The organism is Vibrio kyushuensis (assembly GCF_050337325.1).
GTDB lineage: Bacteria > Pseudomonadota > Gammaproteobacteria > Enterobacterales > Vibrionaceae > Vibrio > Vibrio kyushuensis.
Genome location: NZ_JAKJSV010000002.1, coordinates 96,025 through 117,936, shown reverse-complemented (window position 1 = coordinate 117,936; position 21,912 = coordinate 96,025). Strand labels below are relative to the sequence as shown.

Annotated in this window: 23 protein-coding genes; 18 read left to right on the top strand and 5 right to left on the bottom strand. The window is 42.3% G+C overall.

Going from position 1 to position 21,912, the window contains the following annotated elements; translation table 11 throughout:
- Positions 1 to 86 precede the first annotated feature (86 nt).
- Together L4D20_RS00535 and L4D20_RS00530 are read right to left on the bottom strand one after the other, a co-directional pair.
- Entirely contained in the window at positions 87 to 446 is a 360-nt protein-coding gene (locus tag L4D20_RS00535) for a GNAT family N-acetyltransferase (protein WP_428799614.1), read from the bottom strand.
- 75 nt (positions 447 to 521) lie between these two features.
- Positions 522 to 782, bottom strand: a complete 261-nt coding sequence (locus L4D20_RS00530) for a DUF5062 family protein (protein ID WP_428799613.1) — start codon at positions 780 to 782, stop codon at positions 522 to 524.
- A 321-nt stretch (positions 783 to 1,103) separates the two neighbouring features.
- On the opposite strand from L4D20_RS00530, the gene L4D20_RS00525 reads away from it, so the two are divergent.
- The 14 genes from L4D20_RS00525 (at position 1,104) to L4D20_RS00460 (ending at position 15,258) form a co-directional block, all read left to right on the top strand.
- A complete protein-coding gene (locus L4D20_RS00525) occupies positions 1,104 to 1,295 on the top strand; it encodes a hypothetical protein (protein WP_428799612.1) in 192 nt (63 codons plus the stop codon).
- 312 nt (positions 1,296 to 1,607) lie between these two features.
- A complete protein-coding gene (locus tag L4D20_RS00520; protein WP_428799611.1) occupies positions 1,608 to 2,603 on the top strand; it encodes an ABC transporter substrate-binding protein in 996 nt (331 codons plus the stop codon).
- A gap of 138 nt (positions 2,604 to 2,741) precedes the next feature.
- Positions 2,742 to 3,536 carry an inositol monophosphatase family protein gene (locus L4D20_RS00515; protein WP_428799610.1) on the top strand — a complete coding sequence of 265 codons (795 nt, stop codon included), beginning with the start codon at positions 2,742 to 2,744 and terminating at the stop codon, positions 3,534 to 3,536.
- Positions 3,537 to 3,679: 143 nt separating this feature from the next.
- Positions 3,680 to 4,387, top strand: coding sequence for an MBL fold metallo-hydrolase (locus L4D20_RS00510; protein ID WP_428799609.1), 708 nt, complete (start codon positions 3,680 to 3,682; stop codon positions 4,385 to 4,387).
- Positions 4,384 to 5,166 (top strand): inositol monophosphatase family protein, encoded by a 783-nt coding sequence (locus L4D20_RS00505; protein ID WP_428799608.1) that lies wholly within the window; start codon positions 4,384 to 4,386, stop codon positions 5,164 to 5,166. Before L4D20_RS00510 ends, L4D20_RS00505 begins: the two co-directional genes overlap by 4 nt.
- Positions 5,167 to 5,171: 5 nt before the next feature.
- Positions 5,172 to 6,428 carry an ABC transporter substrate-binding protein gene (locus tag L4D20_RS00500; protein WP_428799607.1) on the top strand — a complete coding sequence of 419 codons (1,257 nt, stop codon included), beginning with the start codon at positions 5,172 to 5,174 and terminating at the stop codon, positions 6,426 to 6,428.
- A 107-nt stretch (positions 6,429 to 6,535) separates the two neighbouring features.
- Complete coding sequence (locus L4D20_RS00495; RefSeq protein ID WP_428799606.1) at positions 6,536 to 7,447, top strand: carbohydrate ABC transporter permease; 912 nt, start codon at positions 6,536 to 6,538, stop codon at positions 7,445 to 7,447.
- Between the two features lie 56 nt (positions 7,448 to 7,503).
- A complete protein-coding gene (locus L4D20_RS00490) occupies positions 7,504 to 8,337 on the top strand; it encodes a carbohydrate ABC transporter permease (RefSeq protein WP_428799605.1) in 834 nt (277 codons plus the stop codon).
- Positions 8,338 to 8,342: 5 nt separating this feature from the next.
- Positions 8,343 to 9,443 (top strand): ABC transporter ATP-binding protein, encoded by a 1,101-nt coding sequence (locus L4D20_RS00485; RefSeq protein ID WP_428799604.1) that lies wholly within the window; start codon positions 8,343 to 8,345, stop codon positions 9,441 to 9,443.
- A gap of 47 nt (positions 9,444 to 9,490) precedes the next feature.
- Positions 9,491 to 10,840, top strand: a complete 1,350-nt coding sequence (locus tag L4D20_RS00480; protein ID WP_428799603.1) for an MATE family efflux transporter — start codon at positions 9,491 to 9,493, stop codon at positions 10,838 to 10,840.
- A gap of 135 nt (positions 10,841 to 10,975) precedes the next feature.
- Positions 10,976 to 12,097: a carbohydrate porin gene (locus L4D20_RS00475; RefSeq protein ID WP_428799602.1), complete on the top strand. Its 1,122-nt coding sequence runs from the start codon at positions 10,976 to 10,978 to the stop codon at positions 12,095 to 12,097.
- Between the two features lie 174 nt (positions 12,098 to 12,271).
- On the top strand, positions 12,272 to 13,684 hold the full coding sequence (locus tag L4D20_RS00470; protein WP_428799601.1) for a hypothetical protein: 1,413 nt from the start codon (positions 12,272 to 12,274) through the stop codon (positions 13,682 to 13,684).
- A 196-nt stretch (positions 13,685 to 13,880) separates the two neighbouring features.
- Positions 13,881 to 14,801, top strand: a complete 921-nt coding sequence (locus L4D20_RS00465) for a LysR family transcriptional regulator (protein ID WP_428799600.1) — start codon at positions 13,881 to 13,883, stop codon at positions 14,799 to 14,801.
- 154 nt (positions 14,802 to 14,955) lie between these two features.
- Positions 14,956 to 15,258 carry a hypothetical protein gene (locus L4D20_RS00460; protein WP_428799599.1) on the top strand — a complete coding sequence of 101 codons (303 nt, stop codon included), beginning with the start codon at positions 14,956 to 14,958 and terminating at the stop codon, positions 15,256 to 15,258.
- A gap of 174 nt (positions 15,259 to 15,432) precedes the next feature.
- On the opposite strand, the gene L4D20_RS00455 is transcribed toward L4D20_RS00460, so the two are convergent.
- Both L4D20_RS00455 and L4D20_RS00450 read right to left on the bottom strand, forming a co-directional pair.
- Entirely contained in the window at positions 15,433 to 15,912 is a 480-nt protein-coding gene (locus L4D20_RS00455; RefSeq protein WP_428799598.1) for a YehS family protein, read from the bottom strand.
- A gap of 226 nt (positions 15,913 to 16,138) precedes the next feature.
- Entirely contained in the window at positions 16,139 to 17,038 is a 900-nt protein-coding gene (locus tag L4D20_RS00450; protein WP_428799597.1) for a LysR family transcriptional regulator, read from the bottom strand.
- 158 nt (positions 17,039 to 17,196) lie between these two features.
- On the opposite strand from L4D20_RS00450, the gene L4D20_RS00445 reads away from it, so the two are divergent.
- Together L4D20_RS00445 and L4D20_RS00440 are read left to right on the top strand one after the other, a co-directional pair.
- Positions 17,197 to 18,195, top strand: a complete 999-nt coding sequence (locus tag L4D20_RS00445) for an NADP-dependent oxidoreductase (protein WP_428799596.1) — start codon at positions 17,197 to 17,199, stop codon at positions 18,193 to 18,195.
- 187 nt (positions 18,196 to 18,382) lie between these two features.
- Positions 18,383 to 18,664 (top strand): hypothetical protein, encoded by a 282-nt coding sequence (locus L4D20_RS00440; protein ID WP_428799595.1) that lies wholly within the window; start codon positions 18,383 to 18,385, stop codon positions 18,662 to 18,664.
- Between the two features lie 92 nt (positions 18,665 to 18,756).
- Here the strand turns inward: L4D20_RS00440 and L4D20_RS00435 are convergent, their stop codons facing one another.
- Positions 18,757 to 19,635: a LysR family transcriptional regulator gene (locus tag L4D20_RS00435; RefSeq protein ID WP_428799594.1), complete on the bottom strand. Its 879-nt coding sequence runs from the start codon at positions 19,633 to 19,635 to the stop codon at positions 18,757 to 18,759.
- Positions 19,636 to 19,718: 83 nt separating this feature from the next.
- Between L4D20_RS00435 and L4D20_RS00430 the strand changes: the two genes are divergently transcribed.
- Both L4D20_RS00430 and L4D20_RS00425 read left to right on the top strand, forming a co-directional pair.
- Complete coding sequence (locus L4D20_RS00430; protein WP_428799593.1) at positions 19,719 to 20,636, top strand: NAD(P)H-binding protein; 918 nt, start codon at positions 19,719 to 19,721, stop codon at positions 20,634 to 20,636.
- 99 nt (positions 20,637 to 20,735) lie between these two features.
- On the top strand, positions 20,736 to 21,911 hold the full coding sequence (locus L4D20_RS00425; RefSeq protein WP_428799592.1) for a MerR family transcriptional regulator: 1,176 nt from the start codon (positions 20,736 to 20,738) through the stop codon (positions 21,909 to 21,911).
- Position 21,912 lies beyond the last annotated feature (1 nt).

Here is a 21,912-nt window from a genome sequence, read left to right as displayed (position 1 = left end):
TAAAAATCAATATGTAGACACAGCTCAATTTCTCGCCCTTCAATCAAAGCACCTGTTACTTTAAAACCGCAGTTTTCATAAAAGCGCTAAGGACCACCTTTGCCAGAAACAACACTGGTAAATAGCTTAGTAATACTAAATTCCTTTGTCAGTTCAGAACCTAATACTTGAATTGCTTTACGACCAAATCCCTTGGACTGGTGTGACTCATCGAGCATCAGCCTCCACAAGGCAAACTTTCCCGTTTTAGTATTTGCATCCACAAGAATAAAACCAACAGGCGCATCATTGACATATATGCCTCTATACCAAGGAAACGCCATAAAGTTAGCTTCAGCCAAAGAGATAGAATTACTATCCACATGATTAACTTGCTCTGGTGCTACTTGAAGTAGACAGATTTGATAGAAGTTTTCTCGGGTAATGTCTCTTAGTTCTAAGTCCATCTTATTGAAATAGCCTTGAAGGGTTCTCGACGAAAGCAAGGCCACTTTAGGTTTAAAATGGCCTGTATAATTATTCTATTTTAGAGGGTCGTTATCGGGTAACGCGTTATGAATCCACAGTGCCAATCGTTTTTTAATATTTGCACCGTCTAGCTTACTCTCAGGCAATGGCGTTATTTGATTTACGCCAACTAAAAATAAATAGACCCCTTTCACTTTAATAGGTGCAGATGACTCTGGTAAATCAAACCCTTGTAGTTTTGCCATCTTAGAGCCGACTTCCAATGCCTTTTTAACAAGCTTATCTTCATTCATTATCTTTGCAGTTTTCGACATATCATCACTCTCTGTATCGATTGAACCTTGAGTATATCAAACAGAAAATTCTACGAGATTACACTTGTCTCAATTTAAAAAGTCTCTTTTTAATTATTACCTTATGAAAAATAGTAACGCAGTTAAGCACAACAAAGCATTAAATGAGAAACCACATAGGATGTGAACGGCAGAGTTCCTTTACATTTATATGAACTTATCAATCACTTGCCTAGTTTTGTCACTTATTCATCTTTTTATTCATTTTAATTTAGCTTTCTTTTTGGTCGTTGGTGACATAATCAGCGCGATGAAATTCGATACCTATTTAGTAGAGGCTCTATGAATATTAAACTCGGTCAAATCATGACATCCAGTCGTTTAAGCTGCTTCGTTGCTTTCGTTGGCGCTACCCTTGCTTGGGTATTGAAAATGCCAACCTTACTTGTTCTGTCCGTCATTTTTCTACTATTCAGCGCCGTACTATATCTCGCTGATAATTGGAAAAACCGAGCAAAAGAGATCGACGCCTAAGCAACATCAGCTAAGCTAAACGATCGTTTATTTCGTAGGTAACATAATAAGAGGATGCACATTAGCACCCTCTTGCTTCACCTACTTAACCCCATATCAGCACCTAAGGGCGTCTTTGTAACTGCGCCTCCTAGCTTCTACTTCAAGCCATAGACTCCGCCTTAATACTCTTAAATTAATGACCCATTCATTAGGAACAAATGTACATTTAGTTGACTAAAATCACACGTCGAAGATAAAGACTATTGACGGAAATACTCCACTTCTTTTATATAGACTTACATATCGAATAATACTAAGAAGATCAGTCGAATGAAGATAAAAGTCTCAATACTTGCAACGCTTATGCTGTCTCAATTTTCTGCTCATGCGAGTGCCGATGAATGTGGTGATATTACGATTGCCGACATGAACTGGAACTCCGCAAGCTTAATGGCCCATATTGATCAGTTTATTCTCAACAATGGTTATATGTGTGATGCCGAATTAATACCGGGCGACAGTGTGCCAACGGGCACCTCCATGATCGAAAAGGGGCAACCTGATGTTGCGCCTGAACTTTGGACTAACGGCATTAAAGAGGCGTTAGATAAAGGGGTTGCAGACAAACGCCTACGCTACGCAGGTAAGTCTCTCGTTGATGGTGGGCAAGAAGGATTTTGGGTTCCTTCTTATCTTGTTGAACAATACCCTGAGATGGCAACCATTGAAGGCGTCATCAAGCATGCAAATCTGTTTGAGCATCCTGAAGACAAAGAAATGAATGCCTTCTATAGCTGCCCGGCAGGTTGGACGTGCCAGATTACGTCTGGCCACCTGTTCGATGCAATGAACCTAGAGGATCATGGCTTTGACATGGTTGACCCGGGAACAGGCGCATCACTGGCGGCCACCATCGCAAAAGCGTACGAGCGTGAAAAACCTTGGTTTGGTTATTACTGGTCGCCTACTCCTGTTCTTGGTAAGTACGATATGGTTCAGGTCGATTTTGGTTCGGGTATTGATATTGAAGAGTTCCAAAATTGCACCACTCAGCCAGAGTGTGAATCTCCAAAAGTCACCATGTTCCCACCCGCTCCGGTTCATACGGTAACAACGGAGGCGTTCGCTCAAAATGAGCCACTCGCTTACGAGTACTTTGCTAATCGCGGGTTCACCAATAAACAAATGAGTCAATTATTAGCATGGATGGAAGACAACCAAGCGGATGCTGAAGAAGCGATGTACTACTTCTTAGAAAACTACGCTGACACATGGAAGACATGGGTTTCAGCTGACGTGGCATCTAACGTTGAAAATGCACTTTAAGTAAGACTAATGAAAACCCCTGAATTTTGAAATCAAGATTTAGGGGGGTTATCCTTTAAGCCAAAATCACTATTAATCAAATCTTCACACATAAGCGCTACCCTCAACACACTGACCTACTGACAAAACTCAATATTCATGAATCTCGATGAAGCCCAAACCGTAACCGAACGACGATTGTTCGCGACCTCTATCGCAAAGGACGCAGGCAGCCTTGCACTCAGCTACTCGTTCAAACGACACGCCTTAAATGTGAAATACCCCACCAAAAATGACTTAGTAACAGAAGCGGATTACCAGGTCGAAACCTTTATTCGAGAACGCATTCATACAGCATACCCTGAGGACGGAATATTAGGAGAAGAACATGGTTTTGAGCCACCGAATAAGAATGAATCGGGCATTTGGGTTGTTGATGCGATTGACGGCTCGGTAAATTTTCTTCATGGAATACCCTATTGGTCAGTGTCTATAGCCTATTATCGCAATGGTGTAGTGCAGGTTGGAGTTGTTTACAGCCCAGCGACTAATGAATTGTTTAGTGCTCAGGTAGATACCGGTGTGTGGCTCAATGGTACCCGAGTTAATGTCAGCATTACCAATACACCAGAAAAGGCAATTATAGGAGTCGGACACGCATTCAGAAGAGAGTGCAATTACTTTTCTCAATTAAAGACGTTAACTAAACTCAGCGCAGATTATCGACGATTCGGTTCGTGTGCTTTGTCTATGGCATACGTAGCATGCGGTCGATTGGATGGCTACTATGAAGCTTACCTCCCCGCTTGGGATTTTCTTGCTGGGTGGCTACTTGTTAAAGAGGCTGGTGGACAGGTGTTTGAACTTCCGCTTGATGTCATTCAAAGAGGTGCTGAGATTCGAGTGCTCAATGGAAAACTCAACCGATTTGCGCTATTTCCATCGACTTTTTAGATGAAAGTATCTCATCACCTGTCTCAGACTATTTGTCAGTTATATTACAAACGGGTTGAATTAACCGTAACATCTTCATCATTTCGTCACCTTCTAATTCACCTTTCTATGTAACATTTGCCTCAACCGATTAGGAGGCAGCTATGTATATAACAACACTTGGAACAGGAGACGCGTTTGATCGAGAATCTCCAAACTCAGCCTTCCACATTGGCACAAGTAATGGGCATTGGTTGTTTGATTGTGGGCCAACGGTACCGTCTCAACTATGGGCTCAAGGGCTTGCCGACGAAATAGACGTGCTGTTTATTTCTCATACCCACACCGATCACTGCTTGGGACTGGCGACTATAATGAACTATTGGTGTTCCATAAGACGAACCAAACCGCTTTATCTAGTTTGTCAAAAGAGTCAGAAAAATACACTTGAGTTGCTCATCCAATTAGGAATTCAGCATGAACAAGTCATGCCATTTGAGGTAATTTGGGAGACTTCATTGTCTGGCTCAATCCTAGGATGCAGATTTGAAACAGCCCTCACTCAACACAGCGTTCCAAACCATAGCCTACTGCTTAATGAGGCACTATTCATCAGTGGCGATGGTAAACCATCCTTAGATTCTTTAGCACTGATGAATCGTTCGAACTCCATTATTCACGAATGCGAAATTGATGCTGATTCCGGTAATGGTCACTCTGGTATCTCTGAGCTGTTAGATAAACTTCCACATCAACAACAAATCTACTTATATCACTTTAAAGAGCTAAACCGACCGCAGCTTGAGCGTGATAGTCGCTACACCGGATTCAAACTATTACACACCGGACAAAACATTGAGGTCAATTCATGAACCTTTTTAGCGCTCGCTTAGAAACCGCAAAAGAGATTGCCAAATCGGCAGGAAAATTAGCAACTAGCTACCAACTAAAGATGGATAGCCTATCTATTGAATCCAAAGGTCCACACAACTGGGTTACCGAAGCCGATATCGCTGTTGAAAACCACATTAGAGATCGCATTAAAGCATCCTTTCCCAATGACAAAATCTTAGGCGAAGAGCTAGGTTGTGATAATAAAAGCCTACCTATTTGGGTCATCGACCCTATTGATGGAACCAGTAATTTTACAAGAGGTATTCCATTCTGGTCCATCGTGCTTGCATGGGTAGATGAGGAAGGCACACAGATAGGCGTGGTTTATGACCCTGTCACCGATGAGCTTTTCTATGCCGAAAAAGACCTTGGCGCATGGAAAAATGGAGAGAGGATTCAGTGCAGCAAAACTGAAGAACCAAAGCATGCTGTCTTGGGTATAGGCCACGCATGGCACAGTGCTTTTAGCTACCACGACATTATCGATGGCTTACGCAGTAACGAAGCCGACTATCGACGCTTTGGTAGTGCCGCACTTTCATTAGCTCACACGGCATGCGGCCGAATAGATGGCTATTACGAGCGCTTTCTAAATAGCTGGGATTTCTTAGCTGGTGCGTTACTGGTTCAAGAAGCTGGTGGAAAAGCAGTCGAAGCGAGCCTACAAGAAATCTTCACAGGTTGTGAAGTTTACGCCACAAACAAGCACCTAAATATTGAAACATTTTTTCCTACTTTCACCGAAGAGCAAGGGTAACCTCCATGAAAAAATTATTAATCGCTGCGTCAATAGCGTCTGCGTCTATTCCGTTAATGGCTAAAGAGATCACGATTGCTTGTGGCTCTCAAGGTATTGAACATCAGGTTTGTGTCGAAGGTGTTAATCAATGGGCTGAACGGACTGGGAATAAGGTTTCAGTTGTCACTACTCCAAACACATCGACTGACCGATTGGCTATGTATCAGCAACTATTATCCGGGCAGGCAAAAGATATTGATGTCTACCAAATTGATGTCATCTGGCCTGGTATTTTGGGCTCTCATTTTATTGACTTATCTCCTTATGTTAAAGAACAGAAAGAGCAGTTCATTCCCGCTCTGATCCAAAACAACACCTTCCAAAATCAGCTTGTTGCAGTGCCTTGGTTTGCTGACCCAATTCTTAATTTCTATCGTAAAGATCTGCTTGAAAAATACCAACGTGACGTACCAACAACCTACGATGAAATGACAGATACCGCGTCTTATATCATGAAGATGGAACGCAAATCTGGCCAAGACAATATGTGGGGGTATGTCTGGCAAGGCCGTGCGTATGAAGGCTTAACGTACAACTTCCTTGAATGGGTTCAAGCGTTCAACGGTGGTAACTTTGTGGAAACTAACGGTGATATCAGCATCAATAACCAAGTTGCTAAAGACGCGTTAGATATGGCAAAAGGCTGGATTGGGACCATTTCACCAGAAGGGGTGCTTAACCACGCCGTTGAAGACTCCCGTGGCGTGTTTCAATCAGGCAATGCCGTTTTCATGCATAACTGGCCATACGCTTACAACTTAGCTCAATCAGATGACAGCGTAATTAAAGGGAAGGTCGGCGTGGCTCCAATGCCAAAGGGCTCTGATGATGGAGTACATGCAGCCACACTAGGTGGCTGGCAATTAGCCGTCTCACGCTATTCAGATAACCAAGATGAAGCTGCAGATTTAGTAATGTTTCTAACCTCATTTCAAGAGCAAAAGCGCCGTGCTATCCGCTCAGGGTACGGTCCTACTAGATTGGCCGTTTATCAAGACCAAGAAGTTCAAGAAGCGAGCCCGCTATTTAGCATGATGGAGGAAATCGTCCTCAATGCGACAGTTCGACCTTCAACAGTGACAGGTAGCCACTACAACCAAGTATCAAGCCATATCTACAACGCAGCGCATGACGCTCTTTCAGGCAGAAAATCATCGAAAGTGGCTCTTGAAGATGCAGAAGCTAGATTGCAACAACTGTCTCGTGGTGGTCGTTGGTAATAGCCCTAGTCCGTTATTACTCATAGCAGAAAACGAGTTATCAAGTTCCTTTTAAGTTAGAAGAGCAAGTAGCTGGCAAGCTAGCCAGCTACTTTCAAGGTAGTTGTATGAAACTGACACTAAGCCAAAGCAGAGTCTTATCTGCTTGGTTGTTTATTTTACCCATGCTTATCGTGCTCGTATCGGTGGCGGGCTGGCCCCTGATGCGCACTTTATGGATGGCTTTTACTGATGCAAGACTAGACGCTTTTCATGTCCCTCAGTGGATAGGTCTGGAAAACTTCATCGTTCAGTATGGTGACAATTGGTTTGGTATATTGGCTGATCCAATCTGGTGGAACGCAGTCCGCAATACTCTCTATTTCACGATCGTCTCAGTATTTTTCACTACAATTTTAGGAACGATCATCGCACTGGTTTTAGATACACCATTTAAAGGGCGCACGATCTTGAGGGCTTCCGTTCTAATCCCTTGGGCAATTCCTTCGATCATTTCCGCCAAAATGTGGGCTTGGATCCTTCATGATCAATTTGGCATATTCAACTCAATATTGATGAGTATAGGTTGGATTGATGCGCCTAAAGCGTGGACAGCTGACGCCACTCTCGCCATGCATGCCATCATCTTTATTGAGATATGGCGTAGCGCCCCATTTATGGCGCTGCTGATTTTAGCTGGTCTACAAATGGTGCCAAAGGACTGCTATGAAGCGGCTAAAGTTGATGGCATTCCTGCTTGGTTAGTATTTTGGAAAGTCACGCTACCACTCATCATGCCTGCCATCACTGTGGCCGTGATATTTCGCATTCTCGATGGCATGAGAGTCTTCGACCTGATTTACGTGTTAACGCCTAATAACGAACAAACTATGTCTATGGCCTCCTATGCGCGTCAACATATGATCGAATTTCAGTCTGCGGGCTACGGCAGTGCCGCATCTACCCTGCTGTTTTTCATGGTTTCACTCGTAACGATAGGTTACATCGCCATTAGCAAAAAGAAATTGGAGGTTCAATAATGAACAACCATGCGTTAATTCTAAAATCTCAACCCAGACGGAAGACGAACAGCACGATGTCTTTGGGAAAATGGGCAAAGCCGATGGGTTTTTACTGCCTTGTTTTTGCTATTTTTAGCTTCTCTGTTTTTCCGCTGTATTACGCCATCATATCTTCGCTTAAAACAGGTTCGGCCTTGTTTCACCCAAGTCTTTGGGTGGAAGTGCTTGATTTGACCAACTACATTGCGGTCTTTTCTAACCTAAATTTTGGTACAAACATTCTTAACTCGCTTATCGTGGCAACGTCGGTGGTGATCCTATCGCTGCTTTTAAGCGTGACAGCAAGCTTTGCGCTTGGGCGTATACAATTTCGCGGCAGAAACTTGATACTGATATCAATACTGTCTGTCTCTATGTTTCCTTCTATTGCTGTGTTAACCGGGCTGTTCGAACTATTGCGCTCCATTGGTTTATACAATTCTTTGCCGGGTCTCATACTCTCTTACATGATATTTACGCTCCCGTTCACCGTATGGGTACTCACCACCTTTGTGAAACAGATTCCTCATGAACTGGAAGAAGCCGCCATTGTCGATGGTGCAAGCTCCGTGACTATTATCTGGCATATCTTTTTTCCGTTAATGGCTCCTGCAATTGTCACCACTGGTCTATTGGCGTTCATTACCGCATGGAACGAATTTCTATTCGCATTGACCTTTGCCATCACCGATGACAAGCGAACGGTTCCTGTCGCCATAGCCATGATGTCAGGTGGCGGCGAACACGAGATTCCATGGGGAATGATTAACGCAGGCTCTGTCATCGTCACCATTCCACTGATTGTATTGGTTCTCATATTTCAAAAGCGCATCGTTTCAGGACTGACGGTGGGTGGAGTAAAAGGATAAACATTATGTCTAATTTAAAGCTATTGAACGTGACCAAATCATTTGGTCAAACTCAGATTATTAAGGGTGTGGATCTCTCGATTCAAGCCGGTGAATTTGTCGTATTCGTTGGGCCATCAGGTTGTGGTAAATCAACACTGCTACGTATGATTTGCGGATTAGAAGAGATCACCTCTGGTGAGTTAATGATTGACCATGAGACCGTCAACAACTTATCACCCAAAGATCGTGGTATCGGCATGGTCTTTCAATCTTATGCACTCTATCCACACATGACCGTGTATGAAAACATGGCATTTGGACTTCAAGTTCAAGGAAACTCAAAAGCCGAGATCAAACAAAAAATTGAACAGACCGCATCAAGCTTAAAGCTCTCCGACTACCTTGAGCGTAAACCCAAAGAGCTTTCCGGTGGTCAGCGTCAAAGGGTTGCTATTGGCCGCGCACTCGTTAGAAACCCTCGTATATTCCTTTTTGACGAGCCACTCTCTAACCTTGATGCCGCTCTAAGGGTTCATATGCGAATGGAGCTAGCTCAGTTGCACCAAATGAATAAAGCCACCATGATTTATGTTACCCATGATCAAGTTGAAGCGATGACACTAGCAGATAAAATTGTTGTGCTTAATGACGGGGAAATAGAGCAAGTTGGTACACCTCTAGAGCTGTATAACCAACCGAAGAATATATTTGTCGCTGGGTTTATTGGTTCACCAAAAATGAATTTTATCGATTTGGATACTCTAGATAAAAAGCATGTCAGTAAAGCATCTATGCTCATAGGTCGCCAGGCTATAGATGCAACCTATACTATTGGAATTCGCCCTGAGCATATTTTGATTGATAGCGTTAGAGACTGTAGTCGAGATAAAAATGGGTTCACTGTTTCTGCCATTGTTCGTTATCAAGAACAGTTAGGTGGTGAAACTCTTATTTATTCAGAGCTTACAGATTCACAACAAATCATTACGACTAAAAGTGAAGGGCAACATCAATACAAAATGGATGACATCGTTAATCTAACCTTTCCTAAAGAAGCGATTCATCTGTTTGATATCAACGAATCACGAATCGAGATCAACTTTCAAGCTCTCGATGTAGCATAAATCTTTGTGCTGGAGGGGAACCTCCAGCCACATTCCAAAGCTTACCTATGAATAATTACACTCTTAAATCAACACTTTCCTGTGTGTTACCAATAGCGATTCCGGTGGCCTTTCAAACACTAATAGTAGCAAGCAGGCAACTTGTCGATGTGACTATGTTGGCTCAAGTAAGCCCCATAGATGTCGCGGCATCGGGATTAGGTGCCCGCATACTCGCTATTGCTGGCATCACATCCATGGGACTTGCGACCGCCGTGGGAATACTCTCAGCCCAATACTTTGGTCAAGAAAATAAGCAAAAACTATCGTTACTTACAAACCATGCGCTAATTCTCTCTTTATTCTTGGGGGTAATTCTTGTTTACATACTAAGTTATTCAGGTGTTTTCATTTCTTTTTCCAGTAGTGATATATTAATTATTGAATTAGGCAGCTTATATTTAGGTGTGTCATCTTATAGTTGCGTTCCCATCGCTATAATACTCTGTCTCTCTTCAATTCTAAGATCGATCCATATAACAAAAGAGGTATTATTAATATCACTATCTGGATTCATTATTAATGTCATATTTAACTGTATTTTTATTTTCGGATTAGACTATATACCAGCGATGGGAATAAAGGGAGCTGCGATATCCACTGTACTAAGTAGTTATATAGAAATGTTCATTTTATTTATCTATACAAAACATAAATGCCCATGGATTCTCACTCGAACGGTTCCCATATTAAAGAGCATAAAAATATCAGAGCTCCATAAAATAGCTCACTTTTCCGTTCCCATTATCATCAATAGTTTGGCGTTTTCAGTCGGAGTTTTTCTTTACCACGCTATGGTAGCTAAGAGCTCTACGGATAACCTCGTCGTCTTCAGTGTGATCGCAACCTTTGAAATGGTAATCAGTTTTCTCATCACTGGATTTGCAATGGGGCTCGCTGTCCTTATTGGTAACGCAATTGGAAAACAAGACCATAGTACTGTGCATAAATTATCACATGACTCGAGTATCATCGCCATCGGTGCTTTTATGGGGTCGCTCATTATCTTGCTCATCATTTATGGTCAGTACTTATTGAGTAGTTTTTCCACACTCCACTTGATAGAACTCAAATCGTTGTCTCCAATTTTATTTGGATTTATTATTTTCAAGTCGATAACAATTACACTGATCTGCGGTATTCTTAGGCCCATTGGGGATGTTCGATATTGTTTGTATCAAGATATAATCTGCTTATATTTAATCGGGCTACCACTTTGCTATATATCTTTATTCACATTAAACATGGGGTTACATGGTGTTGTCATTTCCATGTTAATTGAGGAAGCAGTTAAAATACTATCAAGTAAATATAGACCAAGGAATAAACAATCAATAAAAGCAATTGCGATAAATTAAAACATAAAATTAGCTAAAAGTTTATTTTATGTTATTGCCATTAATATAAGTGAAATAGTTAAAGTCTAACAATACAGTCGACTACCTATTATCCAGTAGGCGAGCATTCTTAAACTTAATTATTATGGTATTAACATGAACAAAGCTATATTTATTTCCTCTGTGGTTGCTCTATCTAGTTTTAATGCAAATTCTGGGATTAGCATTATTGATAATGAAAACGGTAACTTTTCAATAGGCGGCGACGTCGAGTTTGATCTTAACTATCGTGATCTTCACGAATCTGACAGTACTAATTTTGACCAAGATGGACGAATTAGACTGAACTTCGACGGGGAACGCTTTACCGACAATGGCAAAATATTTAAGGTTCGCGTTCAGCCTAAAATGGGCACCGACGGTTCTATTTCTACCGATGATGCTTGGTTTTCATTCGGCCAAAAAGAAAGCTGGGCTTTGCGAGTCGGCCGTTTTGAAGCTTTTGATATGTTCCCTGTTGGGCAAGATACTTTCCTAGAGTATTCAGGTAATACTTCTAATAGCCTTTATCAAGATGGCGAGGTATACGCTTACCAGATGAAAGAAGGTCGTGGTCGCGGCACGAGTGGGCAACTTATGTACACTCAGAAGTTTGATAATCTGTATGTTGAGTTAGGTACTTTAATTGGAGATCGCTCCGTGCTTTTTGGTGACTCAACCATTGATGGAACGATGTCGTACCACGGTCTAGAGGTAACCAACAATAAAGACTCGGCTTTGCTTCGCCCTGTTGTTCAATATCAACTTGGTGATTTAAGCTTAGCGGCTTCTATGGAAATGAACTTGGTTAAAGACGCTGTTATCATCACCAGTGGTGGTGAGAAGATCGACATATCTGATCGTCTTGGCTATGGCGTTACGGGTAAATACAATCTTAATAATATTGAGCTTATCGCCAACGTTGCCTACATGGATGCGGTCGATGAAAAAAATCTAACATTAGGGGCTAATGCTCTTATCCACGGCTTTGGTATTGGTTACATTTTTGCAGAGAACAAATTTGAAAATAAGAAAATTAGTGGATGGGCAGAAGGAAAAGCTACATCAGATACCGTCTATGCTTCTTACGAGTTTAGCGATGTCATGACGCTGGAAGATTTCTCGATTTATCTTGGTGCTTACTATACAAAAGTCAACGACAAAACCACAAACAGTGTCATCTCATTTAATGAAGACAAAGACAAAGGGCTACGTCTTCGATTCAAATACTACTTCTAAGCCTAGCTCCATACTCTTTAGCCCTGCGTTTCTGTAGGGCTAATTTTTTAAGTCTCTTGTGTGACAATACACCCTTTTTACAGTTCAACAATTAATCACTCTGTAACCAAAACCTCAGGCGGGCCTGTCACCATAGCTTCGTTCAATTATATCGTTCAATCTAAAGGAGGAGTTATGTTTAAGTTTTTTAATATTAGATCTTTAGCTGTATGCGCTTTGCTTTCACCACAGGTAAGCGCTCAATATTTTTCAACCGAAATACGAGAGTATGAGCCTGTTCAAATTAAAGCAGCACAGTACATTTATGGTAGTGAGACTGCACCCATTTGTTTATCTTATAAAGAAGGTATTAATAAAGGGCTAACGGGACAAAGATGTGAAGAATATCAAAATGCCCAACGCGATGTATTCACTTTTCACCCAACTTCAAATAATTCCTTTCAAATACGTTCTCAAAGCAACTATTGCCTGACCTATAAGGGATATGAGAATCAAGTTGAATTAACTGGGTGTAGTGGCAATGCGGATCAACAATGGAAATTTTCATTAGGGAAAAAGCGCATAACTAGAGCAGAGAATACAAATCACTGCTTGGACATTTTTAAACGAGATTCAAACATTAATTCTCGTATTGGTATATTTAAGTGCGCCAATTCAGGTAATGAACACCAACAATGGGACCTTGACTACCTGTCCAACACGAGCACAACCGAATCTTCAATGGAGGCAAGCTGCCAAGGGGATAGTCAATGTGAAAATGCTTTCAAAATTGCTTCTAGGCACGCCCCTATTTTCTACTTTGATCAAGAAAAGTTAGGAGGTGGGAAAAAAGGGAACTGCCTCCCTATGGATCCCAATGAATATTATCAATTGAGAGAGAATGGCTTCACTGAATTTAGTGGTGACATGATCTGTAGCCGCGATAAAAGAATGCTCGAAGATGGGCGAATTCCGCTTTCGTTCCATTTCCAAGAAGCCAATGGTTACTATTATATTAATTACTGGATATTTCACGGCCACCAACAAGCATGTTTTGCCTCGTCTGGTATTCATAGAGCTGACTGGGAACGAGTCATGGTTCGAGTTGAAAAAAACAACCCCGATAAAATGCTAGTCACTTATGATGTTCATGGCGTTTGGTATACAAGGAGCTGGGAAGGCGACAAACAATTTGATTATCACAACGACAACGGGTTCAAAAGGCCGATAGTTTACAACGGAAAATCATCCAATGCTTCGTACTACCGTGAAGGTGGATCGGGTGGCTGCGCCGTAATGGCAGATTACCGAAATGTAGGAGCAGGTGAGAAATATTACCGATGGGACACCAAAGCAAACTTGGTCAATCTTCATGATAAAAACAGTTCACTAGCGGCAGATTGGATGTTGTATCAACACAGCTGGGACCATTGGGGTGATGAAAACCATAGCTTACGTGGACCTTTATGGCGTAACGAATTATCAAGGCGCGGTGATAAAGCTTGCAAGCACCACAATGCAGCTTTAGGCAACGATATCGTTTGTACACACAGTATAGAGGCAGGGCAAACAGCCCCGTGGAACCCGAACCCTAACTTTAATTTATAAGATTTAGATCCTATCGATAATCTACCTCTAAGGAATCCAGCTGCTTCGAACTGCTGGATTTCTTTTAACCTACCATACATTAACAAGGTGTGTTACTGGGCAGCCGTCACAATGCTCATTGACTCGCTAACACAAATACAATAACTTTTTAGCAAGCCTACAAATTCGTCAGTTAAGCAACTTAAAGCCTTCAAATATGAAACCTAAAGATATCTCTAACTTGTACCTGTTTTGCCAAGCCGTCGAGTCTGGTGGATTTGCGGCGGCGAGTCTTATCACTAACGTATCAGCTCCGACACTGTCTAGAGCGGTCTCTTACTTAGAAGACCAAGTTGGAGAGAAGTTGGTGCACCGGAACGCCAAACAGTTTCAGTTAACCACCTCTGGCGAAGAATACTATCAGCGTTTTGCGCCTATTTTTGGTCAACTTGACGAGCAATGGCTAGAGCTTTCCAATACTCAACCGACTCTCACAGGCGACATACGTATCTCCTGCCCTGAGCCCTTCGCTGAGTTTTTTGTTCAAGAGCTTGCGATAGAGTTCATGTCATTGCACCCCGATGTGAATATATCAATTCAATTTCTGCCAGATACCGAGCACTTTTTTGATAAGCAGATTGACCTTGCAATTGTGACTACGCCAACACGCGCTGAGCACCTAGTTCAACGTAATTTACTCAAGAGCCAATTGGTTCTTGCAGCTTCCCCTAAATATCTCGAGCAGTACGGTGAACCAACACGCATTGAACACCTCCTTGAACATAAATTGCTTTCTAGCAATAAAATGACTCAGTGGGAGTTCAAACAGGAAGGTCAGTGGTTAAAAATCCCTCCCTCTCCTCGGTACTCAGTAATTAGTGTTCGATTGATTATTCAAGCAGCACTTGCAGGAATCGGCATTTGTCTCATTCCGATGGAGTCTTTCAATAAATTTAAAGCAAATGGAGAACTTATTGCGTTACTCCCAGACGTCGAATGCCCTATTGGCAGTTCCTATCTAGTATGGGCAGACCGAAAACTAGCCTCTGCACGTGTTAGCGCATTTAAAGAGATGATTCTAGATCGGTTTAACGATCCTGAAGAGTTTTTATCTTCTCTTTCTCAACCAAAAGGTTAATTTATTGCCAAACTCTTAATCATTCATTTTTGAACGATTAAGATTCAACACTGTCTATTTTTGAATCCTAGCCATGCGAGTAATATTGTTTTCAACGAAGAGTGATTCAGACCCGAAGTTCACTCACGGTACACCAACTCTAGCAGGTATCATTATGAAAACTATCGGACTTACTCTTATCGCAGCTCTAATCTCAATTCCAACAGCTATGGCTGGTCCTGCGAATAATTCGAACCTACCACCAAGTACTCAGAATCACATCATTGAGGCGAAACATGTATTAACAGAGCCTCTGGCGTATTCAGACCCTAGTGAGAAAACTGGCGGTGGCTTTACTTACGATGAAGACGAGCAACGTACTGGTGAGCGTTTCGCATACCTTGACCCAAGCGAGAAAACCGGTGGTGGATTCACGTACGATGAAGATGACCAAAGTACTGGTGAGCGTTTCGCATAACGTGCATGCCTAATGCGGAAATGTCTCGTCCTAAAATACAGTGACGGTTTTTGTTAAGGCAGTAGTGCCAACTATTGGCTTGTTTCAGTATTCAGTCAGTGCCTAAACGTTAATACAAAAACGAGAGCTACAGTGAGCTCTCGTTTTATTGTTCTTGAAGGTAACTACAATTACTTAACCTGCAAACTCTTCAGAATCTGGTCGATGAGTAAACTGCACACCATTTAAGAACGAACACAGCAACTGATCTTCACACACTTTGTAGTTCTTGTTATTTGGCTTGCGGAAATAAGCTCCAATCTCATACTTACTTAAACTAATGCCGACCACTTCCAAAACATCAAGTACATCTTCCGCTTTCATGTTCAATGCAATACGCAGTTTCATGAAAATCATATTGTTTGTAAGTTCGACTTCAGGCTTGGGCTGATCACCGTCCTTTTTTCCACGTTTAAGATTGATAAAACCATTTAGAAATACAGCGAGATCTTTGTCTTTCATTTTAGTAAACGATTTATCACTCTCTTCTTTCAAAAAGTCAGCTACTTTATCGTGAGCCACAGTGACATCTGCTTGCTCAAAAGCTTTGATAATTTGAGAGTTCTTAAGGTTTAATGCATGTTGGATACGGCGAAAAAGTTCGTTGTTAGTCACAGGATGTCCTAAAAAAGGTCAGGGGATAAGTATAGTTGAGGGCGACTCTAACAGAGAGCGCTTATTATCGGTAGATAAATACTAAGAGTAAGCAAATCATACCCAGCAATCCAACTCGTATTTAGAACTAAAGCTTATTAGCCCTATTGCAAATCAGTATGATGATACAATGTCGACACACTGGAAATCGCGCATTGGATACCTTTAGATCATGTCGTGATATTTTTCAGCCCTTCACCCTTGCGGTTATAAAATCCACCGCCGCTTTTACTTTTGGTGTCGCATAGCTTAGTTTCTGGTACAGCATGTAGACTCCAAGGCTTTGATTCTGAGTAATACTTAGTGGCTCATGGAATGTCAATTCAACCAGTTCACCTCTGTCAAAGTAAGGCTGCAATGCCCAACGCGGCATCATAACAATACCAGCCCCCTCAATCGCTTTTCTCGCCAGCCACTTGCCATTATTTGTTGTTAATACACTTGGAGCAGATACATCCTGCCACTGCCCTTCCACCTCACTTAGCCATGGCGTGGGTCCAGCCGGAGTTTTAAAATATAATCCCTTGTGATTTCTTAAATCACGAGTGCTGCTAGGTACGCCTGCGAACTCCAAGTATTTTCTCGATGCCGCCGCAACAAACCCATTATCCATTAAATGAATAGCAACCACTCTCTCGTCAGGAGCAAAGCCTCCCCGAATAGCTATGTCGACATCGTCACGGTTTAGCTTCGAAAGCTCATCACTTAACACTACATCTAATAACACATCCGGATAGAGTGTCGAAAACTCATCCAAGATGGGAGTTAATACCTGCTCTCCAAACCCAACCATTGCACTTATTTTTAATGTACCAGTGGGTATCGTTTGATAATCGCGAACTGCTTGGTCACTCTGCTCAAGTTGCGCCAGAATACTATTTACTTGCTGTAAGTACTGTTGCCCAACCTCAGTTAGCACTACCGATCGTGTCGTTCTTGTCAGCAGCTGTGCGCCCAAACTCTCTTCCAGATCGGCAATACGCCTAGAGACTGATGACGCTGGCACACCAAAGCGCTTAGCGGCCACAGTGAAGTTCCCGGCCTCGACGGTCGCGGAGAAATACTTTAATGCTCTAATTTGATCCATCAGTCAGCGATTCCTTTTCTTGGGTGAGGGTTTCACACGCCAATTATTGTTATAAAGACAATAGAGATTAGCTTTTCGCCTACTATATACCACTTAAATAATAGGTAATAATCGTTTCATCAACTTTGTACCAATGACAAAAACAATAAGGAACACCCATGAGCCACTACACCGAAATTTTGTTAGCCCAACGCCCAGATAACAATCCAATTGGCCCGCACCTGTTTGAGGTTAAAACCAAAGAGATCCCAGCGGCTGGCCCGGGGCAAGTTCTGATTAAACAGACGCACATGTCACTGGATCCTGCAATGCTTGGTTGGATGAGCCCTGATACAAATAGCTACATCCCACCTGTTGATCTTGGTTCTGTGATGCGCTCAAGTGGCTATGGGGAAATTGTTGAGTCTAACCACCCGGACTTTGCTGTTGGTGATAATGTTATGGGTATGATTGGTTGGACAGAATACGCCGTGACTAATGGACAAGGCATCAACAAAGTACAATCTGAAATTGACCCGGAAATGGCATTGTCTGTATTTGCCCTTCCTGGATTAACGGCAACTCAAGGTCTTTTTAATATAGGTAAGCCTAAAGCTGGAGAAACTTTGGTGGTCACGGGCGCAGCTGGATCTGTAGGTTCAATCGTTGGACAACTGGCTAAAGCCGATGGAATGCGTGTTATTGGCGTGGTAGGCAGTGATGAAAAAGCCGATTGGATTGTTAATACGCTAGGTTTTGATGGTGCAATCAATTACAAATCAGATGACCTTGATAAACAGTTGATTGAGTTAACTCCCGATGGCGTTGACCTGTTTTTTGAAAACACTGGTGGCCCTATTCAGCACTATATTTACAATCGAATGAATACCCATGGTCGAATCGTCGTGTGTGGCATGATTGCTGATTACACGAGCGAAAACCCTGCTCTCGGCCCAAACTGGATTAATCTCATTAAAAAACGTATCACCGTTCAAGGTTTTGCAATGCCCGATCACTTTGGCGATGTTCCCGTGTTATTGAGCAAACTGACCCCATATGTGATGCAAGGTAAGGTTCAATATCGTAGTCATGTTCTAAATGGGCTAGAGAGTGCAATGTCTGGTTTAAATCTTCTGCTGACTGGTGAAAATAAAGGTAAGTTGATTGTGAAGCTCTAGTTCAAAAATAGTCTTCCTACTAGTGGTTAGCATTACTAGTAGGTTTTCTATTTACTCGATTAATATCTCCTTGTTCTATCACTGATTATTCATTGATCACGTGTTACTCTCTGATTAACTAGACAGTCACTTTACAATGTAAACCGTGCTTTCTCTTTTCCAGTTTTAAAGATAACAAGGGTGAAATATGAATGTAGACAAGGCAAAAAAGCGAATCGCAAAACAAGTTAACAAAGGCTTTAAAGGCTACCCACAAATCTGCATCGAATATTTTGGCATCAATGCAGACTGTGCGACTGGAGTTTCTGTTCAATTTACCCTCGAAGAAGGTGGCGAAGTTCAAGAGGAGCGCTTTAACAGCGATACCGACGCAAGAGAGAGCGAAGTGATTCAAACGGTATTACTTAAAATAATTGAACGCGCTAATGCTACGTCAGTCATCGAAAAAGAGAGCATCTCAATTATCTAGTTTCTAGGGTTTGTTGACCTAGGCAGCCAGAATAAAGTGAGTAAGTGGATAGCTTTCTATCCATTCGCTTACTTTCTATTCACTTGCTAGCTTTAAATCAAAGTCGGTAAATGCTCAGCTAGAAAGTCCATCAATACTCGAATCTTCTTATTGTGCTGAACATCGCGATGACAAGCTAGGTAAACAGGCAGGGGTGGTAAGTCTATACCTGCGTTTATCTCTTTAAGGCCCGCTTCAAAGCAAAGGTTCTTATGGGTGACGACAATCCCCCCATGATGACGAGCAAACTCAAGGTGCATCGGCATAAAATCTGTTCGCATTAAAAAGTGCTCATTATTCACTTCCCAGCCCAATTTTTGCCCTGCGTTCTCAAACTGCTTATCACGGTCATAGCCAATCACCCGATGTTTAAAGATCTCATCAGGAAACTTAGGAACACCATTTTTAGCTAAGTATTCACTGCTGGCAAAAAAACCAAGTGGGATCTCCATGATTCGGCGACAAACCAAATCAAGCTGGATTGGCGCAAACATACGTACCGCAACATCAGCATCTCGTTTATCGAGATTACTTGCAAGATTGCTCACCTCGACCTCAACGGATACTTCAGGATAGCGCTGCATAAATAGCGGCAAAATTTTAGGTAAGTAGTAAAGTGCCACCAGCTCATTGGCAGCAAGACGAACACGACCACTCAAGGTTGATTTATGCCCAGCAGCTAATCTTTCTAATCGCTCTGCGCTTGCCTGCATCTGCCTGCACTCTTCAACTAAGCTCTCGCCAAAGTTGGTTAACGTTAAGCCCTGAGTGCTACGATCAAACAGTGAATGCCCCAACTGTTTTTCCATTGAAAGCAACTGACGACTCAATGTCGGTTGCGAGACATCCAGCTGTTCAGCTGCTTTACTAAGGCTTCCCTTTTCCGCTATCGATAAAAAATAGTGCCACCATTGCCAGTTATCGTTATTCATATATGAATATCCACAAGTAAATTCTGCTTATTCTCTATTTGAAATCAAATTATAGAATAGTGCCATCAACTGGAGGAAACAAGATGAAAACAGCACTTATTCTAGGCATTACAGGCAACTTTGGTAAACAGATGGCACTCGCATTAGTAGCAGAAGGTTGGAATATTCGCACGTTGATGAGAGATAAATCCAAAGCACCGACATGGCTTCCATCGCAAGAAATTATGACTGCCAACGCAAACAATGAATCACACGTGACCAACGCTGCAGAAGGTGTTGATTTAATTGTTTACGCCGTCAATCCGGTCTATTACCGCTGGGGCGAAGAGGCTCTTTCTTTGCTAGAGCCTACCGTTCGCGTCGCTGAGAAAATGAACATTCGCATTCTATTTCCTGGCAATGTCTACAATTTCTCCCCTAGCTCAGATCTAATTGCAGAAAATACGCCAATGAAGCCTATTTCAGAGAAAGGAAAGATTCGTGTGCAAATGGAAAACAGACTAAGAACAGCCACTAAAAATGGCGCGAAGGTCACCATAGTAAGAGCCGGTGATTTCATTGGCCCCGACACCCACTTGACTTGGTTAGATATGACACTAAAACAGAAGGAGAGCCGAGCTACCATAGCGTTTCCCCACAATGAAAATCACAATCATTTTTGGTCATTTTTACCTGATTTATGTGCCAATAGCGCCAAGTTACTTTCACAACCACAATCTCAATTTGAAGTGTGGCATGACCCCGGTTTAAGGCTATCCCAAGCCGATTGGCAGCAAGCTTTTGCTTCACACAACATTACGCTCAAGGTTACACGGTTTCATTGGTGGGCGTATAAACTCATAGTTCCTTTTGTACCGCTAGTTAGGGAGGTGTTCAAAATGCGTTACCTATGGCAACAACCAGTTCTTTTAGATGGACAGAAAATGAAAGCGGCATTAGGTGACAAATACACTACAACTTCACTAGCTAATATTATTCCCCAGCTTTCGAACTCTAAATAGTGCCTAATAATAGTGAATCTTTGATTGACCTGTCTATAGCTTTACGGTTTAAAGTCTCTATATACTTAAGGTATAAACTCTAACTATGTGGATCTTTTAATGGCGTATCGCATCTCAGAGCTGGCTAAGAAAGTAGGGCTATCGCGTACCGCCCTACTCTATTATGAAAAGCAGAAGCTGATTTCAGGGCAAAGGCAGGCTAATGGCTACCGAGTCTATTCAGACAAAGATGTTCAGCGCGTACTATTGCTTCAGCAACTTCAAGCAGGCGGTCTAACGCTCAATGAGTGTAAGGCGTGCTTAGAGGCGAAAGTAGACCGAACTCTGCTTGAGAATCGGCTTCGCACACTAGATGAAGAGATCAAAAAAAAGCAGCAATCTCGGCAGTTACTTTCCGCCATGCTCGGTGAGGGAGACCTCAAAGCTTGGCACGAGGGCGTCGATAAGCTCGCGCCTGATGCACATTTAGATTGGTTAATTAAGCAGGGCTTTAACGAGAAAGAAGCGCTGCGATTAAAATGGCTATCAAAAGACATGAACGAACACGAACAATACATGGCGGACTTTATGACCGTCTTCGAAACACTAGAACGTTGGGGCCCCGGCAGTGAAAGCGATACACTAAAAGCGTTTACTCACTTACCTAAACCGCCACGCTCAATTTTAGAAATTGGCTGCGGCAATGGTTTAGCCACCACGGTTCTTGCAAATCAATGTGATGCTCCAATCACAGCGGTAGACAATGAAGAGTCTGCGTTAAAACGGCTTAATGTCACGTTAGCGAAAGATAACTTAACAGGTCGAGTAACCCCAGTCTGCGCCAGCATGACAGAACTGCCTTTTGATAACGCTAGCTTTGATCTAGTTTGGGCAGAAGGCAGTGCGTATATTATGGGGACACCCAATGCGCTGAAACAATGGCGACCGCTACTTCAAGATGGTGGTATGCTGATGGTGAGTGACCTAGTTTGGTTGACTGATAACCCAAGTGAAGAGACCTCTAAATTTTGGGCGAGTGAATACCCCGACATTCAAACTGTCGACAAAAGATTAGAGCAGATCAAAGCAGCAGGTTATGAAGTGGTTCAACACTTCTCGCTTAGTCAACAGTCTTGGAAAAACTACTGGATGCCTTTAAAACAGCGTCTTGAAGATCTCACAGCCACGATGCCAACAGCGCAAGCGCTTCAAGACATAGCAAAAGAAGTAGAGATCTATCAACACTTCTTAGGCGAGTTTGGTTATCAAATGTTTATATTACAAAAAGTAACCTAAG

Coding starts and splice junctions, on each gene's coding strand:
- L4D20_RS00535 (WP_428799614.1), bottom strand. CDS start 446: ATGGACTTAGAACTAAGAGACATTACCCGAGAAAACTTCTATCAAATC.
- L4D20_RS00530 (WP_428799613.1), bottom strand. CDS start 782: ATGTCGAAAACTGCAAAGATAATGAATGAAGATAAGCTTGTTAAAAAG.
- L4D20_RS00525 (WP_428799612.1), top strand. CDS start 1,104: ATGAATATTAAACTCGGTCAAATCATGACATCCAGTCGTTTAAGCTGC.
- L4D20_RS00520 (WP_428799611.1), top strand. CDS start 1,608: ATGAAGATAAAAGTCTCAATACTTGCAACGCTTATGCTGTCTCAATTT.
- L4D20_RS00515 (WP_428799610.1), top strand. CDS start 2,742: ATGAATCTCGATGAAGCCCAAACCGTAACCGAACGACGATTGTTCGCG.
- L4D20_RS00510 (WP_428799609.1), top strand. CDS start 3,680: ATGTATATAACAACACTTGGAACAGGAGACGCGTTTGATCGAGAATCT.
- L4D20_RS00505 (WP_428799608.1), top strand. CDS start 4,384: ATGAACCTTTTTAGCGCTCGCTTAGAAACCGCAAAAGAGATTGCCAAA.
- L4D20_RS00500 (WP_428799607.1), top strand. CDS start 5,172: ATGAAAAAATTATTAATCGCTGCGTCAATAGCGTCTGCGTCTATTCCG.
- L4D20_RS00495 (WP_428799606.1), top strand. CDS start 6,536: ATGAAACTGACACTAAGCCAAAGCAGAGTCTTATCTGCTTGGTTGTTT.
- L4D20_RS00490 (WP_428799605.1), top strand. CDS start 7,504: ATGTCTTTGGGAAAATGGGCAAAGCCGATGGGTTTTTACTGCCTTGTT.
- L4D20_RS00485 (WP_428799604.1), top strand. CDS start 8,343: ATGTCTAATTTAAAGCTATTGAACGTGACCAAATCATTTGGTCAAACT.
- L4D20_RS00480 (WP_428799603.1), top strand. CDS start 9,491: ATGAATAATTACACTCTTAAATCAACACTTTCCTGTGTGTTACCAATA.
- L4D20_RS00475 (WP_428799602.1), top strand. CDS start 10,976: ATGAACAAAGCTATATTTATTTCCTCTGTGGTTGCTCTATCTAGTTTT.
- L4D20_RS00470 (WP_428799601.1), top strand. CDS start 12,272: ATGTTTAAGTTTTTTAATATTAGATCTTTAGCTGTATGCGCTTTGCTT.
- L4D20_RS00465 (WP_428799600.1), top strand. CDS start 13,881: ATGAAACCTAAAGATATCTCTAACTTGTACCTGTTTTGCCAAGCCGTC.
- L4D20_RS00460 (WP_428799599.1), top strand. CDS start 14,956: ATGAAAACTATCGGACTTACTCTTATCGCAGCTCTAATCTCAATTCCA.
- L4D20_RS00450 (WP_428799597.1), bottom strand. CDS start 17,038: ATGGATCAAATTAGAGCATTAAAGTATTTCTCCGCGACCGTCGAGGCC.
- L4D20_RS00445 (WP_428799596.1), top strand. CDS start 17,197: ATGAGCCACTACACCGAAATTTTGTTAGCCCAACGCCCAGATAACAAT.
- L4D20_RS00440 (WP_428799595.1), top strand. CDS start 18,383: ATGAATGTAGACAAGGCAAAAAAGCGAATCGCAAAACAAGTTAACAAA.
- L4D20_RS00435 (WP_428799594.1), bottom strand. CDS start 19,635: ATGAATAACGATAACTGGCAATGGTGGCACTATTTTTTATCGATAGCG.
- L4D20_RS00430 (WP_428799593.1), top strand. CDS start 19,719: ATGAAAACAGCACTTATTCTAGGCATTACAGGCAACTTTGGTAAACAG.
- L4D20_RS00425 (WP_428799592.1), top strand. CDS start 20,736: ATGGCGTATCGCATCTCAGAGCTGGCTAAGAAAGTAGGGCTATCGCGT.